The organism is Mycobacterium sp. DL99, assembly GCF_004762045.1.
Lineage (GTDB): Bacteria > Actinomycetota > Actinomycetes > Mycobacteriales > Mycobacteriaceae > Mycobacterium.
The window spans coordinates 2,712,135-2,727,642 of sequence record NZ_SJOM01000007.1 but is presented as its reverse complement, the minus strand read 5'-3'; the positions used below and the strand labels follow the sequence as shown (position 1 = coordinate 2,727,642).

Genomic DNA, 15,508 nt, shown 5'->3' with positions numbered 1-15,508 from the left:
GAACCTTTCAGTGCGACTTAATATCTCGGGCAGCGCCCAGCTGCGCGAGAATTACAACCGCCGTGATTCCTGCGACGTGCGCTGCACAACGCCCTGCTCAGAGCCACGGCAGGCCCGCGACTGCGCACGCTCGGTACCTGGCCCCAACCGGCCGTTCTGCCATCATCACCTCGCAGGAGGTAGGAGATGCTGGACTTACGCCGGATGATGTTGCTGTCCGATCTCGCAGACCTGGGCTCGGTGACGGCCGTGGCCGAACACCGCAACATCACGAGTTCTGCGGTCTCCCAACAACTTCGTGTTTTGGAAGAAGAAGCCGGCGCCGTCCTGTTTCGCCGGGACGGGCGAACCCTCGGGCTCACCCGAAGCGGCCAGGTCCTCTCCGAGCACGTGCGCCGCGTCCTGGCTGCGGTCGACGAAGCCATGAGCGCGGTGGCCGAAACCAGAGACCGGGTGGCAGGGCAGGTCGCGATCGCAACGTTCAACATGGGAATTCCGACCCTGGCAATTCCTCTGATGCAGCGGCTCAGCACCGCGGAGCCGAATCTGCGTGTGCAGGTTCAACAGGACACGAGTGCGGCCGCGTTGCGCTCGCTGCGCCAGAGTGAGGTCGATATCGCCATTACCTGCCAGTACGACTTCCTCGGGCCCGACTCCACCGGCGGACTGACCACGGTGCCGTTGCTGTTCGAGCCGTTCGTGCTGCTGGCGCCGACGCACTCACACCTGCTTATCCGTTCGCAGGGCCTGTCCGCCCTGGCCGACGGATTCTGGGTGACCGGCCCGCAAGGCTCCGGCCTGGACATCGCCACCACACATGCGTGCGAGAGCGCCGGTTTCCCTCCACAGGTCAAACACCGGTTGATCGGAGCTCAGAACATCTGCGAGCTGGCGGCCACCGAGGTCGCGTCGGCCATCGTGCCCCGGCTGTCCGTTCCCACCAAACTGGAAGGTCTGATCGCCGAAGCCCTCCCCCTCGGCGGTCGCACCATCAGTGCCGTGGTCCGGGCCGGCCGGCAGCGCGATCCCAACATCGCGCTGATCCTGCGTACCTTGCGGACGATCGCAGAGCAGGCATTACCCGGGCAGTCAACCGAAGCGCTGGGTGTCCCATCGTGACGACATCCCGACCACTCGTGGTGTACGGAGTCGGCGCGATCGGCGGCGTGATCGCCGCCCAACTGCGCCTGGCCGGGTTCGACGTGACCGCCGTCGCCCGAGGTGAGCATCTCGACGCAATCCGCTCCCGCGGCCTCACCTTGGTCACGCAGACCGGGACCGACACCGTCGCGCTACCGGCCGCGGCGGACGCCGGCGAAGTCGACTGGTCGGCCGGACCGGTGGTGATACTGGCGGTCAAGAGTCACCAAACTGCCTCGGCCCTGGACGATCTCAGCGCGTACGCACCTACCGAAACTCCCGTGTTCATCGCTCAGAACGGCGTGGCCAACGAGGCTGCCGCCCTCCGGAGATTCGCCAACGTGTACGGCGTCACGGTGATGCTCCCGGCGGCGCACCTCGAACCCGGTGTGGTCATCCAACAGAGCCATCCGGTGGCGGGGATCCTCGATGTCGGCCGCTACCCCGCCGGACAGGACGGGCTTGCCGGACAGATCGCCGCCACACTGAGCAAGTCCCGGTTCCATTCGCAGGTCCGCGATGACATCGCGGCGTGGAAACACCGCAAGCTGATCGCCAATCTCGGCAACGGCGTGATCGCGGCCTACCGTCCGGGGCCCGATGCCGACGAGCTGATCGCCCGCGCCCGTGCGGAGGCCGAACACGTGCTCACCGCGGCCGGGATCGCGTTCGTCACCGCCGAACACGACGCACTACGCCGCGGGGATCTGCTGCAAGGCCGGGTTAACGACGACTACTTGAGCTCGACCTGGCAGAGCGTCGCCCGTGGCCACACCCAGGTCGAAACCGACTGGTTCAACGGTGAAATCGTGCTTCAGGCCCGCCTGCACGGTCTGCGCGCACCCGTCAACGAGCTGATCCAGCGGGTGACCGCCGAACATGCGCGGGTGGGCCGTCCCGTGCGTTCCCTCGACGCGGCCGCAGCGCTCAAGAAGCTCGGGGCCGCCGCGAGTCCGCCGCGCAGCCAAGACGTCCCGGTCGTCGCGCCCTAAGCAGCCGCCGTCCACGCAACCGGAAGGTGTTTGACACCGTGCACAAACGCCGACCTCAGGATGGCGGGTTCACCGATCGCCACGATGTCGGGAACCTGGCGACGCAGTTCGTCAAAGGCCACCCGGATCTCCCGCCGAGCGAGGTTGGCCCCCAGGCAGAAGTGCACTCCGCCGCCGCCATATCCGACATGAGGATTGAGGTCTCGCAGCACATCGAACCGCCATGGGTCGGCGAAAGTCCGCTCGTCACGATTGGCCGAGTTGTACCACATCGAGACTTTGTCGCCCGCCTTCATCTGAACGCCACTGCGCTCCACGTCCTGGGTGACGGTGCGCCGCATGAAGATGATCGGTGACGCCCACCGCACGATCTCCTCGACTGCCGTCGGCGTCACCCGGTCGAAGTCGTTCCACCACCTGGCACGTTCGTCGGGATAGCGGCTCAGCGCCACCATCCCGTGACTGATCGCGTTGCGGGTCGTGTCGTTGCCCGCGGCCGTCAGCAGGATGAAGAATGATGCGATCTCGTTGGACGACAATCGTTCTCCGTCAACTTCGGCCTGAACCAGACTGGTCGTCAGATCGTCGGCGGGATGGTCGCGGCGCTGTTCGGCCAATGCGACGCCGTAACTGGCCAATTCGGTGGCGACCTGTAGATAGGCGCCGAAGTCATCGGTGGACACCTCGTCGTCGCCGGCCCCCATGATGACCGAGGTCCAGTGGAAGAGCTTGGCCTGATCTTCTTCCGGAACGCCCATCATGTCGCAGATGATCTGTAGCGGCAGTGGCGAAGCCACCTCCTCGACGAAGTCCGCGGTGCCATCCGGATGTGCGTCGACCATCTCCGCCACCAGGCGATGCGCACGGTCCCGCACGCTCTGCTCGATCCGCGCGATCACCTTGGGCGTGAACGCCCGGTTGACGATGCACCGCAGCCGGGTGTGGCGCGGGTCGTCCAGCGTGATCATCGACCCGAAGAACTCGGCGATCTCGGCGGGGACCTCGTTGAGTGATGTGCTGGTCGGGCTTGAGCTGAACAGCTCGGGGTGCCGGCTGGCGAAGTGCACGTCCTCGTAGCGGGTCAGTGCCCAGTGCCCGGCACCGGCGGGGAATCCGGCGAAATCAGCCACCCCGAAAAATGAGATCGGCGCGTCGTGACGGAGAGTGGCGAACGCCCCGTCACGCACATCGTCGTCACGGCCCCAGAAGTCGAGCGATCCGAGGTCGATCTCGGCAAGTGGCACCGACGGCGGCGCGGTGCCGTTGGTGCGGTGGGCAATGCCGGTGATTGCTGTCATCGTGATCCTCCCCGCGTTCCCGGCGACGCGGACCATCGATCATCGGCCCGCCGCCTATGCGCAGTGTGACATCCCCCACAGCGACGGTCCAGCATTGTGAGTCCAATCGTGCTGCGGCTATTGGCGTTCGCAATCAATCCGCCGCACCACCGCGATCTCATCGCTGGTCGTCAACCACGCGTCAGGTCGCGCGGCGAGATACTCCAGAACCTGCTCGAGGTACTTGTGCCGGAAGGGTTGCCCGATCACGAACGGGTGCAGCGCCAACGCCATCACCCGGCCACTGGTTGCCGAATCCGCGCGCAGTTGCTCGTACTGGTCGATCACCATCTGCACGAACTCGCCTCCGGTGAAACCTTTCCCGAAGATCAGAAGGTCGTTGAGTTCCACCGAGTACGGCACGCTGAGCATGCCCGGCACGGTCAGCGGATAGGGCTGGTCATCGTTGGTCCAATCGAGAACGTAGTGAAAACCGAGTTCGGCCAACAGTTCCGGGGTGTGGGAGGTTTCGGTGAGGCCCGGGCCCATCCAGCCGCGCGGACGCCGGCCCGTGGCATCGGCGATGTCGTCGGCGATCTCGGCGAGAATCTGCCGCTCCTCGTCGACGGCCAGTCCGGTGTGCAGGATCGAGTTGGTCTGCCCGTGCGCCAGCCACGTCCAGTTCCGTTCCACACCCGCAGCCACAATCTGCGGATGATGCTCGATCACGGCTGAATTCAGCAGCACGCTCGGACGGATGCCGTACCGGTCCAGAGCCTCGATCGTGCGCCAAATCCCCACTCGGGCGCCATAATCCCGCCAGCCGTAGTTGAGTGCATCGGGGGTCAGCTCCGCGGTCCCCGGCCAGATACTCGTCGAGGGCCGGTCGACCAGGAAGTGCTCGACGTTGAGCCCGATGTACACCGCGACTCGCGCGTCGCCGGGCCAACGGATCGGCGCGCGTTCAGTGATCGGGCTGTAGGTGAAGGGCGGTTGCAACGTGGTCATGACGAACGGTACGAGCTGACACCAATGTCAGGGTCAAGTCGCGCCGGTATAACTGGCATATGCGTATTGGCGAGCTCGCACGCCGCACCGGGGTCAGCCAACGGTCGCTGCGGTACTACGAGCAGCAGGGCCTGCTGACGTCGGACCGCACGCCCGGCGGGCAACGCGAGTATCCGGAGAAGGCCGTCGACCGGGTCATCCGTATTCAGGAGCTCTACGCCGCCGGGCTACACAGCCGCACCATCTCCTCGCTGCTGCCCTGTATGCGCGATGCCGACGGCGGACCTGCCCCGCAGGCCACGCCCCGCCTACTCACCGAGCTATCGGCCGAACGCCACCGGCTCGAACAGGCGATCCGGGACTTGTCGACCTCACGCGAGATTCTCGACGGCGTGATCGACGCCGCATCAGGGTGAGGCAGCGCCTAAAGACTGTCGAGTGCTGCCTGTAGGCGTCGCCCGACCTCGGCGGCGATATCGACCAGCGCGGGTTCGTCGGTGACCTCGGCCATCAGGTTGGGATTCATCGCCTCGACGACGACCACCGCGCCGTCACCGCGACCGGTGCGCAACACCACGTTGCACGGCAACAGCACGCCGATCGGCGGAAATGCGTTGAGCGCCTGCTGAGCGAACTGCGGGTTGCAGGCGCCCAGGATCAGGTAGTCGCCCAACTCGTCACCGGCACCACTGCCGAGTTTGGCGTTGAGCGTCGTCCTGATATCGATCTCGGTCAACACACCGAACCCCTGATCGGCCAGCGCGTCTCGCGTGCGAGCGACAGCCTCGTCGAACGGGCCTCGTGTGGTGGCCACCAACGCGATGTCCATCTCGTGGTTCCTTTCGTCCTGTCGTTACACGCCAGACGAGCGCACATCCTCCTGCCACGTTACCCGCCGAGGTATCACCCAGAAAGGAATGATCGAGCCTTGCGGCGTTCGCGATTCTCGTATCCACCCGCGCGCAGACGGATGGAATCGATACCCCCGGGGGTATGTTGGAAGGGTCGAGTGCCTGTCAGCGACGGGCACCTCGCGATCACCAGACCCCCAGCAAGACAAGGAGAAGACAATGACGACTCGCAACATCGGCTACGCGGATTTCGAATCAACGATCCGCGACAACGACATCGTGCTCGTCGATTTCTGGGCTACGTGGTGTGGTCCGTGCCGGGCTTTCGCCCCGGTCTTTGAGCGGTCGGCCGCCAGCCACCCCGAGATCGTGCACGCCAAGGTCGACACCGAGCAGGAAAGCGAACTCGCCGCTCTGATGGAAATTCGATCCATCCCGACCATCGCGGCCTTCCGCGAAGGAGTCCTGGTCTTCAGCCAACCCGGCGCGCTGCCGGCGGCGGCACTGGAAAATCTCATCTCCCAGGTCGCGGCCCTCGACATGGACCAGGTCCGGGCCACGATCGCGGCCCGGAAAGCCACGAGTTCCACTACGGCGAACTGAAACGAGCAAGACCATGTGTTACACCGTGAAGTGCTCGAGCTGCGCGAAGACGACCTGGGACGGCTGTGGCCAACATGCGGCCGAAGTCATGCGGTCGGTACCAGTGACGAAGCGCTGCACCTGCACCGACACGCCCGTGGGTGACCGCGCCCAGGAATGACGACACGGCCGTGGGGAAGAATCGTGGCCGCCATGACTGACGACGACTCCCCCGCCATCAACCGGCGGCCGCACATCCTGAGGCTCGCCGCCTTCGCGGCGTTTCTGTTCGGCCTGTTCTACCTGGTGGCCGTCGCCCGCGTGATCGATGTCGATGACATCCGAGGCCTGGTCGCCTCCACCGGCCCCGCGGCACCGCTGGCGTATGTCGTGGTGTCGGCCTGTCTCGGGGCGCTGTTCGTGCCGGGTCCGATCCTGGCCGCGGGCAGCGGGGTGTTGTTCGGCCCGGTGCTGGGCACCTTCGTGACCTTGGGTGCGACCGTCGGCACCGCGGTGGTGGCCAGCCTGATCGGCCGGCGCGCGGGCCGCGACAGCGCCCGGGCCCTACTCGGGGCGCAACGGGCCGACCGGCTGGACCACCAGATTCAGCGGGGCGGCCTGTGGGCGGTGGTCGGGCAACGTTTCGTCCCCGGACTGTCCGACGCCCTGGCGTCCTATGCCTTCGGCGCGTTCGGTGTGCCGTTGTGGCAGATGGCGGTCGGGGCGTTCATCGGTTCAGTGCCGCGCGCGTTCGTCTACACCGCGCTGGGCGCGTCGATCGGTGATCTGTCGGCCCCGCTGGCGTATACGGCGATCGGGGTGTGGTGCGTCACGGCGGTCATCGGGGCGTTCGCCGCCCACCGTGGCTACCGATCCTGGCGCCGCCACTCCGGGGCCGATCAGGCCCCGGAGCAGACCTCCTAGCCGCTACTTTCCGAAACCTGCGTTGCGCAGCGCGTCAGCCATCGAGCCGGTCGGCTGGTTCGAATCCCGGCGACCGGAGTTGTTGCCGCGGTTCTGGTTTCGCCGGTCCCCGCCGCGTCCCTGGTTTCCGCCGCCCTGGTTTCCGCCGCCGCGCCCTTGATTGCCGCCACCGTCACGACGGTTCTGGCCTCCCTGGCCGCCCCGGTCGGGCCGCTTGCCCTGCTGCGGGGTGTCGTTGAGCCGCAGAGTCAAGCCGATGCGCTGCCGCTCCACGTCGACGTCGACGACCTTGACCTTGACCACCTGCCCGGACTTCACCACCTCGTGCGGGTCGGAGATGAACCGGTCGGCCATCGCCGAGACGTGCACGAGACCGTCCTGGTGTACACCCACGTCCACGAAGGCGCCGAAAGCCGCGACATTGGTCACCACGCCCTCCAGCACCATGCCGGGCTTGAGGTCGCCGACCTTCTCGACGCCGGCGGCAAAGGTGGCCGTGGAGAACGCCGGACGCGGGTCACGGCCGGGCTTCTCCAGTTCGCCCAGGATGTCGGTCACGGTCGGGATACCGAATCGCTCGTCGGCGAAGTCGGCGGGCTTGAGCCCCCGCAGGGTGCGCTCGTCACCGATCAACTCGGCCAGCGTCACGTTGGAGCGGTCCAGGATGCGCCGCACCACCGGGTAGGACTCGGGGTGCACGCCGGAGGCATCCAGCGGGTCCTCGCCGTCGCGGATCCGCAGGAAGCCCGCGCACTGTTCGAAGGCCTTGGGGCCCAGGCGTGGAACATCCAGCAGCGCCTTGCGGCTGCGGAAGGCGCCGGCACTCTCGCGGTGCGCCACGATGGCCTCGGCCAGGGATTCGGTAACGCCCGACACCCGGGCCAGCAGCGGCACCGAGGCGGTGTTGAGATCCACACCGACGGCGTTCACCGCGTCTTCGACCACCGCGTTGAGGCTGCGTGCCAGCGAGCCCGGCGTCACGTCGTGCTGGTACTGCCCGACGCCGATCGACTTCGGGTCGATCTTGACAAGCTCGGCCAGGGGGTCCTGCAGGCGGCGGGCGATCGAGACCGCGCCGCGCAGCGTCACGTCGAGGTTCGGCATTTCCCGGGCCGCGTATTCCGACGCCGAGTACACCGATGCACCGGCCTCGCTGACCATGGCCGTCACCGGTGCCTTCGCCCCGGCCGCCCGGATGTCCGCGATCAGCTCGGTGGCCAGGGCATCGGTCTCACGCGAGGCGGTGCCGTTGCCGACGGCGATCAGCTCGACGTTGTGCCGGGCGATCAGGGCCGCCAGGACGGCTTTCGACTGATCCCACTGCTTCTGCGGCTGGTGCGGGAAGACCGCGCACGTGTCGACGACCTTGCCGGTGGCGTCGACGACGGCGACCTTGACCCCGGTGCGGAAACCCGGGTCCAGTCCGAGGGTGGCACGGGTACCGGCCGGTGCGGCCAACAGCAGGTCCTTGAGGTTACGGGCGAACACCGCGACCGCCTCCTCCTCGGCGCGCTGACGCAGCCGGATGCGGGCGTCCACGGCGGCCGAGATCATCAGCTTGGCGCGCCAGGCCAGCCGCACGGTGGTGGCGAGCCACGGGGTGGCCGGAGTCTTGGCGGCCATGTCGATGCCGAGCGACTGGGCGATCATCGCCTGGTAGAGCTCGTCGTCGCCGCCGTCGAAGTTCAGCGACAGCGCCTGCTCCTTCTCGCCGCGCAGCACCGCGAGCACCCGGTGCGACGGCATGTTCTCCAGCGGCTCAGAGAACTCGAAGTAGTCCCGGAACTTCTGCGCGGCGGGGCTTTTCGCGGCCTCTTCAGACCACGGACCGGTGCGCAGCGAACCGTCGGCCCAGAACTTCTCGCGGGTGGCGCCAACAAGCTCGGCGTCCTCGGAGGCCCGCTCGATGATGATGTGGCGCGCGCCTTCCAGCGCCGCGGGTGCATCGGCGACGTCGTCGTTGAGGAACTCACCGGCAGCCTCGTCGGGCACCAGCGTCGGATCCGTCAGCAGACGATCCGCCAGCGGTTCCAGGCCGGCCTCCCTGGCGATCTGGGCCTTGGTGCGCCGCTTGGGCTTGTACGGCAGGTAGATGTCCTCGACCCGGGCCTTGGTCTCCGCGGTCATCAAGGCCGCGCGCAGTTCATCGGTGAGCTTGCCCTGCTCGTCGATGGAGGCCAGCACGGCCTCGCGGCGCTGGTCGAGCTCACGCAGGTAGCCCAGGCGTTCCTCCAGCGTGCGCAGCTGCCCGTCGTCGAGACCGCCCGTGACCTCCTTGCGGTACCGGGCGATGAACGGGACCGTCGAGCCCTCGTCCAGCAGTGCCACCGTGGCGACGACCTGCCCCTCGGCTACGGCGAGTTCCTCGGCCAGACGGGCGGTTACGGATTTGATGGTTCCGACGGTAACGCTCTGAGTCACGTCGGAGGACCCTACCGAATCGGACCGACAACACCCGGACACGGGGAAGTGTGTGTCCTGCCACGAAAAAACGGCCCCGGAATATCCGAAGCCGTTGGTCGTGATGGTGGTCCCGGCTGGGTTCGAACCAGCGACCTTCCGCGTGTGAGGCGGACGCTCTCCCACTGAGCTACGAGACCGTGGGAACGACGTCGAACACTAGCACGCATACCCGGCCAGGCCCGAATCGGCATCCACCCGATCGACTTGTTTGATTTGCCAAATATGCATGCCGACGTGGGCGTATGGTCACCCGTCATGGTTCACCTGCGGGTTCGCTGGCCAGCGGTCGGCGGCGCGGTTTTTGCTGCTAGTGCACTATTTTCCGGCTGCCACAGCGCCCCGGCCCCAATGACAGATCGAGCCCCGGACGTAACGCCGAGTGTTCGTGGTGTGTCCAGCCTTACGAACCGGCAGGTCAACGAGCTGACCGGCTTCACCTCGCCGTCCGGCAACGTGGGGTGCTACCTCGACGCCTCGACGGCGCGTTGCGATATCCGCGACCGTAGCTGGGCACCACCGCTGCGCCCGGCGAGTTGTGAGTTCGCTTACGGCCAGGGCATGACACTGAGCCCCGGCCGGCCCGCCGAGTTCGTCTGCGCGGGCGACACCGCCTTGGACGCCGGCGCCGAACTGGGCTACGGGGACTCGATCACGGCCGGGACATTGCGATGTGAGAGCGCCGACACCGGCATCACATGCCGCGACACGAAGACCCGTCACGGATTCACCTTGTCGCGGCAGGCCTATCACCTGTTCTGAAACACCGTTTTTGGCCGCGCGTTGCCCTCCCGTAATGGGGATTTGTGTCTGCGAGCATCCGTGGACTAATGTTCTGCATCGCGACGGGCGACGATCTCGCTCGTGGCGCGCGGATGTAGCGCAGTTGGTAGCGCATCACCTTGCCAAGGTGAGGGTCGCGGGTTCGAATCCCGTCATCCGCTCGAAGGTGCGATTTGTGGCATCAACCCCAGTGGTGGAGTGGCCGAGTGGTGAGGCAACGGCCTGCAAAGCCGTGCACACGGGTTCGATTCCCGTCTCCACCTCCAAGTAAGAGTTTCAACCCGCGCGATTAGCTCAGCGGGAGAGCGCTTCCCTGACACGGAAGAGGTCACTGGTTCAATCCCAGTATCGCGCACCACAGCAGTGCAGGCCCGGTTTTCGAACCGGGCCTTTCTGCTGTTTGCGGACAGTCATACCCGGTCGATTCGGCTACCCGACCCTGCGGCGTCGCACTCGGCGCACGTAAGTGGTTGCCGGGTGACGCATTTCGGCGGACACCCGATCCCGATTCTTAGTTACCGACCGGCGGGGGCGGCGCAGGTGGAGCGGCGACCGGCGCCACCGGAGCGGCCGGCGGGCCGGGGTTCTGCATGAGCGGGCCGATTGACGGCGGCGGGGGCACCTGCGGAGCGGGCGGCGGTGGCCGGTGGAACTTCGTCGATCCGGGTGGTCTGGACGGGCACGGTGATCACCGCACCTTGCAGTCCGCACTCGTTGGATTGGATGGTGGTGGTTTGAACGCCGGCCAGCCCGCCGTCAGGCTGCGGCGTCAATGCCAACGCCGTATCCATTGCCTGCGCTTGCCCGACGATCGGCGCCTCGCAGGGCAGCCAGCCTCTCGAGGGATCACCCTGCCAAGAATTGTTGAGGAAGCGGAAGACGGCCGTCATCCCGCCACCTTCCATGTGGGGGACGGCATGGTTGGAGCTGTCCATCCGCGTCGACGTCGCAACACATCCCGACGGTTTGCAGGTCGATCGGAATGCCCACCAATAACTCGCGATTTGGTTGCCCGCCCCCGGCCAGGGAATGCCGTTGAGGGTGGCGTGGGGGTTGCCGTAGTCGAGGCGGTAGAGGCCGTCAAAGACCGGGCCGCTCGGCGATGGGGCGATCGCCACGTCCGTGGCGCTCGCAATGGCTGCGCTCGGCGGTTGGCTCGGCTGCTCGCTCGCTGCGGCGCCAGCGGATGGCCACAGCTGCCACACTCCGACTCCGGCGACGACGCCAACGGCGGCGGCAGCCGCTACGGGCGCCCATTTCGCGGGTACTCGATACCCGGCGGTCCGTTGGCTGGCCGCCGGTGCGGCCGGCGCCGGCGTCAAAGTCAGTGCGGGCATCGGCGTTTCATCGGCCAGCGCGTGCGCGAAAGCGCCGCAGCTGTCGAATCGATCAGCCGGGTTCTTGGCGAGGGCTTTGGCCAGCACCGGATCGAGATCGGCCAACTCGGGCCGCGTGTCGGCCAACACCGGCGGCTTCGAGTTGACGTGCCGGCTCACTATGACAGCGGGATTGGAGTGCGCGAACAGTTGCATCCCGGTCAAGAGGTGATACGCGGTGCAGGCCAGCGCGTACTGGTCTGCGCGGCCGTCGACGTCCTCCCCCACCAGTTGCTCAGGTGCGGCATAGTCGGGCCGGTCCGCAGGCCCGATGCTGCGCGCGATACCAAGGTCGGCGAGAACGGCGCGCGGCTCCGCATAACCGTCGACCTCAGTGAGGATGATGTTGGCCGGCCTGACGTCACGATGCAGCAAGCCATGCTTGTGTGCGTAGTCGAGCGCCCCGGCGACCGCGATGATGATGTTGAAAACTTGTTCGCGCGACAGGCCGTTCGGGTACCGCTGATCGAGGAGACCAGCGAGATCCGTGCCGTCGACGAAGTCCATCGATATCCAGAGCTGACCGTCAAATTCCCCGCGACCGCGGACCCTGGCGATGCTGGGGTGCCACAGTGTGGCGGCCACATCCGCCTCACGGCAGAACCGTTCCCTGTACCCGGGTTCGGCGGACCAGTCCTCGGGCAGCACCGTCAGCGCGTCACGGCCGGGGCGCCTGGGGTGCTGCGCGAGGTAGACCTCCCCCGTCTCGCCTGGCCCCAGCAGTCGATCGATCCGGAACACGGAGAACGTCTCACCGACGTTGAGCGGCATCCACGAATCCTACGAACTGCCCTGTGACGTCTGCCGCGGGCATCCGGATCATCGACACCGCCCCGCTGACGTGCACCTTTTACGTTGCCCCGCAATGCAAGTCAAAACCGAGTGATTTGTGTCTGCGCGCATCGGTGGGCTAGTGTTCTGCATCGCGACGGGCGACGATCTCGCTTGTGGCGCGCGGATGTAGCGCAGTTGGTAGCGCATCACCTTGCCAAGGTGAGGGTCGCGGGTTCGAATCCCGTCATCCGCTCAAAGGTGCGATTGTGGCTTCGATCAGCGCTTGGGCACGTACCGTTCGGTCGTCCAGCGGCCCAGTTCTGTGCGCCATGTGAGCTCGACCTCGGTGCCACCCGCGGCGGCCAGGACAACACCGAGATCGACAGCGCCGCCCGGTTCCACCGAACTCACGGTCTTTTCGGCCGCCCCAGAGGCGTTCGACGCTTTGGCCGTGACGGAGCGGGCCTTGTCACGGCCCGTGTTCTCCACTCGCATGACACCGTCTTCGGCCCAGTCGACGCGCCATGCGACGAACGACTTCTCCGCACCGAGTTCGCGCCCGCGGGCCGCCTCGTCCATCACCTGTCCGATAAGGATTCTGAGGTCAGCCTGATTCGCGCGAATCCGATTGGCGAGCACTTCGTTGCGCCACGCGACGGCACCGATCGCCAACAGGATCGGCCAGAACAGCAACATCACAGCGATCGCCCACCCGAACAGTCCACCCACACCGCGCAGACTATGCGCTGCCCGCCACGCACCGGCGTAATGACTCACACCGACACGACCGTGCCGCCCCGCCGATGTGCACGGAGTCGAAAGCGTCCTCGATCGCCGCGATCTCGTCTCGCTGAAGCCTGTATCGGCCGGGGCTCCGATGTCCCGTACCCGGCGGCGTGCCAGCAGCAAATTATCAGTTGCGTCAACAAACCGCCGGGGTATCGGTCAGTCGGACTGATCGCTCCCCGCGATCGCATCCTGGATCCGCTGGCTCAGCGCGGGATCCCAACCCTTGGGCGCCAGGATGTCGACCCACAGGTCAGTGGCGTCCGGGCCGAAGGCATGCCCGTACCCGTACGGCACGTCGGCGGAGAAGATCATGTCCAGCGTCACCTGCCAGAACGTCACGAACGGCAGCCACCGCATCCCCGGGTCCACGTCGGGCCCCAGCGGTTCCCGCAGCCAGTCCGGGCGATGCAGCAGCAGATCGAAGGACCACCAGGTGATCGGGTCGCCGGCATGCTGCCAGAACACCACGCGCGGAAACTCCCACGGGCCAGGAAGATTCACATCGGAGGTCCGAGAAGCGAAGCGGATGTGGCGGCCGTCGTCGACCACCGGCAGGCGCTCCAGCGAACCGGGATCCCGGTTGGCGGTGATCCTGCTCCATGGCTGCGCGAAGTTGGGTGTACCGACCAGCAGCGCACCGTCGGTGCGGGCGACGATGTCCGCACCGGAGGCGAACGCCGACTGTCCCCCGAAGGAACCCAGGCTCTCCCCGAACACCACGAGTTTCGGCCGCTTGGCTTCCGGCAGGGCAGCCCAAACCCCGTGCACCGCTTCGAACAACGCCTGCCCGGCCAACGGCGGGGTCTCCCGGTCGGCGATGAAGGACAGCGCGCTGGGCAGGAACGAATACTGCATCGACGCGATCGCCGTGTTCCCGCCGTTGAGGTATTCGAGGGCGGCCGCGACGTTGGGGTTCACCCAACCCCGACCTGTGGTGGTCACGACGGCCAGCACCTTGCGCTCGAAGGCGTGGGTGCGGCGCAGTTCGGCGATCACCTGCTCGGCAATACCTTCGACACTGTCCGCGGAAGTGCGGCCGGCGTACACCCGGATCGGGGTGAGCGCCGGGGTGCCGGTCACCGTCGAGATCTCTTGGGCGCTCGGGCCACCGGCTACAAAGCTGCGCCCTTCGCGCCCGAGGGTGTCCCATGCCTGCGCCGAAGCCGGCGAACCGGAACGCTCCGGCGCACTCGGTTGCGCCACGCCTTCGGCGGTGCTCTTGTCGGCCACTTTCGCGGAACGTTCGGCCATGCTCAGCAGTCCGCGATGCAGGGCACCATCGAGCCCCATCACCACCAGGGTCACCACGATGACCACCGCGGCCAGCCGGGCCACCGGGCCGGGTACGACCCGCCCGCCCATGTCGGTCAAACGATTGGTGGCCCAACGCAATCCACGTCCGATGGCGACCAGCGCCATCGCGATGGCCACCGCGATCAACAACACCAGAAAGTAGAAGGACCGCTCAGTGCGCGGCATCCCGATGAGATCGCGCAAGATCTGCTGCCACCATGACCCGAGTACCAGAAACATCGGGACGACCACGACAGCGGCACCGGCCAGCGTCCACCACCCGATCCTGCCGGTGCGCGACGACCATTGCGGGCTGATCCCGCAACGGCGAACCGCCCATGCGATGGCGCACCCCAGCCCGTACCCGATCCCGACACTGATACCCGTCGCGACCCCTTGCAGATACCAGGCGCGCGGTAGCAGTGACGGGCTCATCGACCAGGCGAAGAACAGCAGTGCCACCGACAAACCGACCGGGTGCAGGGTGCGCGCAGCAGTGGCGAAGCGCGAAGGGATGGGTAAGCCCCGCAAGGCATGCAGCACGAAGTACCACTTTCATTCAGTTGGGTACCGAGACTGTAGTGGACCGGGCGAACGCGACCCGGCAGCTAAGCCTGGACTAACAGACTCCGCTGTGATCGCGGGCGTTAGAGTCGAGCGTGCCCAGGATCAGCGCCTCATCGGTCGAAGAACACCGCGAGCTGGTCCAGCAGCGCATCTTCGAGGCTTTCGCCACACTCATGGCCGAGCACAGCTTCGACGCGATCACGATGGCCAAGCTCGCGGCCGAGGCCGGGATCGGTCGGACCGCGATCTATCACCACTTCCCCGACAAGGAATCAGTGGTGATCGCGTTCGCCTCGCACGAGACGACCCGCTACCTCGACGGGTTGCGCGCCGCCCTGTCCGAGGTCGATGATCCGGTCGGACGCCTTGGGGTCTACATCCGGCATCAGCTGGAGGCCGGCCAGGAATTCCACATGGGTATGGGCATGCAGCTCTACGGCGCATTGTCGACCGAAACCATGCTGGCCATCCGCGACCATGTGGTGGCGGTCGAGGACGTACTGCGCGACATCCTGACGCAGGGCGTGGCCACCGGGCAGTTCGTCATCGACGATGAGCCCGCCACGATGTCGTTGATCCATGCGTGCCTGGCGCCGCGCCACCTTCCGGTGGAGGCGATCGAGCGGTTCGTCCTGCGCGCACTCGGCGCCACGCGCTAGCCGCGACCCACCCCCGAACCCGTAGCCCCCCGA

The 15,508-nt window shown here is 66.6% G+C and carries 15 protein-coding genes and 5 tRNA genes; 12 read left to right on the top strand and 8 right to left on the bottom strand.

Translation table 11 applies throughout. The annotated features are described in order from the left end of the window. The first annotated feature begins 186 nt into the window (after positions 1-186). Together EYZ64_RS13725 and EYZ64_RS13720 are read left to right on the top strand one after the other, a co-directional pair. Positions 187-1,119 (top strand): LysR family transcriptional regulator, encoded by a 933-nt coding sequence (locus EYZ64_RS13725; RefSeq protein ID WP_135453923.1) that lies wholly within the window; start codon positions 187-189, stop codon positions 1,117-1,119. Beyond that, positions 1,116-2,132 (top strand): ketopantoate reductase family protein, encoded by a 1,017-nt coding sequence (locus EYZ64_RS13720; RefSeq protein ID WP_135453922.1) that lies wholly within the window; start codon positions 1,116-1,118, stop codon positions 2,130-2,132. The genes EYZ64_RS13725 and EYZ64_RS13720 overlap by 4 nt, the downstream gene beginning before the upstream one ends. Here the strand turns inward: EYZ64_RS13720 and EYZ64_RS13715 are convergent. Both EYZ64_RS13715 and EYZ64_RS13710 read right to left on the bottom strand, forming a co-directional pair. Further along, positions 2,129-3,430 (bottom strand): cytochrome P450, encoded by a 1,302-nt coding sequence (locus EYZ64_RS13715; RefSeq protein ID WP_135453921.1) that lies wholly within the window; start codon positions 3,428-3,430, stop codon positions 2,129-2,131. The genes EYZ64_RS13720 and EYZ64_RS13715 overlap by 4 nt on opposite strands. A gap of 117 nt (positions 3,431-3,547) precedes the next feature. After that, on the bottom strand, positions 3,548-4,417 hold the full coding sequence (locus EYZ64_RS13710; protein ID WP_135453920.1) for a polysaccharide deacetylase family protein: 870 nt from the start codon (positions 4,415-4,417) through the stop codon (positions 3,548-3,550). A 59-nt stretch (positions 4,418-4,476) separates the two neighbouring features. Between EYZ64_RS13710 and EYZ64_RS13705 the strand changes: the two genes are divergently transcribed. Next, positions 4,477-4,833 carry a MerR family transcriptional regulator gene (locus tag EYZ64_RS13705; protein WP_135453919.1) on the top strand — a complete coding sequence of 119 codons (357 nt, stop codon included), beginning with the start codon at positions 4,477-4,479 and terminating at the stop codon, positions 4,831-4,833. A gap of 8 nt (positions 4,834-4,841) precedes the next feature. Here EYZ64_RS13705 and EYZ64_RS13700 read toward each other — a convergent pair whose 3' ends face one another. Beyond that, a complete protein-coding gene (locus EYZ64_RS13700) occupies positions 4,842-5,246 on the bottom strand; it encodes a DUF302 domain-containing protein (protein ID WP_135453918.1) in 405 nt (134 codons plus the stop codon). A 241-nt stretch (positions 5,247-5,487) separates the two neighbouring features. Between EYZ64_RS13700 and trxA the strand changes: the two genes are divergently transcribed. From trxA to EYZ64_RS13690, 3 genes are read left to right on the top strand one after another with little or no spacing between them, the layout of a single operon-like run. Then, positions 5,488-5,871, top strand: a complete 384-nt coding sequence (trxA, locus tag EYZ64_RS13695; RefSeq protein ID WP_135453917.1) for a thioredoxin — start codon at positions 5,488-5,490, stop codon at positions 5,869-5,871. 13 nt (positions 5,872-5,884) lie between these two features. Further along, positions 5,885-6,031 carry a DUF8730 family Cys-rich protein gene (locus EYZ64_RS32770; protein WP_502702964.1) on the top strand — a complete coding sequence of 49 codons (147 nt, stop codon included), beginning with the start codon at positions 5,885-5,887 and terminating at the stop codon, positions 6,029-6,031. A gap of 32 nt (positions 6,032-6,063) precedes the next feature. Further along, positions 6,064-6,774 carry a TVP38/TMEM64 family protein gene (locus tag EYZ64_RS13690; RefSeq protein ID WP_135453916.1) on the top strand — a complete coding sequence of 237 codons (711 nt, stop codon included), beginning with the start codon at positions 6,064-6,066 and terminating at the stop codon, positions 6,772-6,774. 3 nt (positions 6,775-6,777) lie between these two features. On the opposite strand, the gene EYZ64_RS13685 is transcribed toward EYZ64_RS13690, so the two are convergent. Beyond that, a complete protein-coding gene (locus EYZ64_RS13685; protein ID WP_135453915.1) occupies positions 6,778-9,195 on the bottom strand; it encodes a Tex family protein in 2,418 nt (805 codons plus the stop codon). 104 nt (positions 9,196-9,299) lie between these two features. Continuing rightward, positions 9,300-9,374, bottom strand: a tRNA-Val gene (locus EYZ64_RS13680). 253 nt (positions 9,375-9,627) lie between these two features. On the opposite strand from EYZ64_RS13680, the gene EYZ64_RS13675 reads away from it, so the two are divergent. The 4 genes from EYZ64_RS13675 to EYZ64_RS13660 all read left to right on the top strand — a co-directional run bounded on the left by EYZ64_RS13675 (position 9,628) and on the right by EYZ64_RS13660 (position 10,375). Then, positions 9,628-9,996 (top strand): DUF6636 domain-containing protein, encoded by a 369-nt coding sequence (locus EYZ64_RS13675; RefSeq protein WP_135453914.1) that lies wholly within the window; start codon positions 9,628-9,630, stop codon positions 9,994-9,996. 109 nt (positions 9,997-10,105) lie between these two features. After that, a tRNA-Gly gene (locus EYZ64_RS13670) sits at positions 10,106-10,178 on the top strand. Between the two features lie 31 nt (positions 10,179-10,209). Next, positions 10,210-10,283: transfer RNA gene (locus EYZ64_RS13665), tRNA-Cys, on the top strand. A 17-nt stretch (positions 10,284-10,300) separates the two neighbouring features. Beyond that, a tRNA-Val gene (locus EYZ64_RS13660) sits at positions 10,301-10,375 on the top strand. 157 nt (positions 10,376-10,532) lie between these two features. Here EYZ64_RS13660 and EYZ64_RS32415 read toward each other — a convergent pair. After that, positions 10,533-12,164: a serine/threonine-protein kinase gene (locus EYZ64_RS32415; RefSeq protein ID WP_135453913.1), complete on the bottom strand. Its 1,632-nt coding sequence runs from the start codon at positions 12,162-12,164 to the stop codon at positions 10,533-10,535. Positions 12,165-12,347: 183 nt separating this feature from the next. Here EYZ64_RS32415 and EYZ64_RS13650 point away from each other — a divergent pair. Next, positions 12,348-12,420: transfer RNA gene (locus EYZ64_RS13650), tRNA-Gly, on the top strand. A gap of 23 nt (positions 12,421-12,443) precedes the next feature. Here the strand turns inward: EYZ64_RS13650 and EYZ64_RS13645 are convergent. Together EYZ64_RS13645 and EYZ64_RS13640 are read right to left on the bottom strand one after the other, a co-directional pair. Next, a complete protein-coding gene (locus tag EYZ64_RS13645) occupies positions 12,444-12,896 on the bottom strand; it encodes a hypothetical protein (protein ID WP_135453912.1) in 453 nt (150 codons plus the stop codon). 216 nt (positions 12,897-13,112) lie between these two features. Next, complete coding sequence (locus tag EYZ64_RS13640) at positions 13,113-14,792, bottom strand: alpha/beta hydrolase (protein WP_502702963.1); 1,680 nt, start codon at positions 14,790-14,792, stop codon at positions 13,113-13,115. Positions 14,793-14,908: 116 nt separating this feature from the next. On the opposite strand from EYZ64_RS13640, the gene EYZ64_RS13635 reads away from it, so the two are divergent. After that, positions 14,909-15,475, top strand: a complete 567-nt coding sequence (locus tag EYZ64_RS13635) for a TetR/AcrR family transcriptional regulator (RefSeq protein ID WP_135453911.1) — start codon at positions 14,909-14,911, stop codon at positions 15,473-15,475. Positions 15,476-15,508 lie beyond the last annotated feature (33 nt).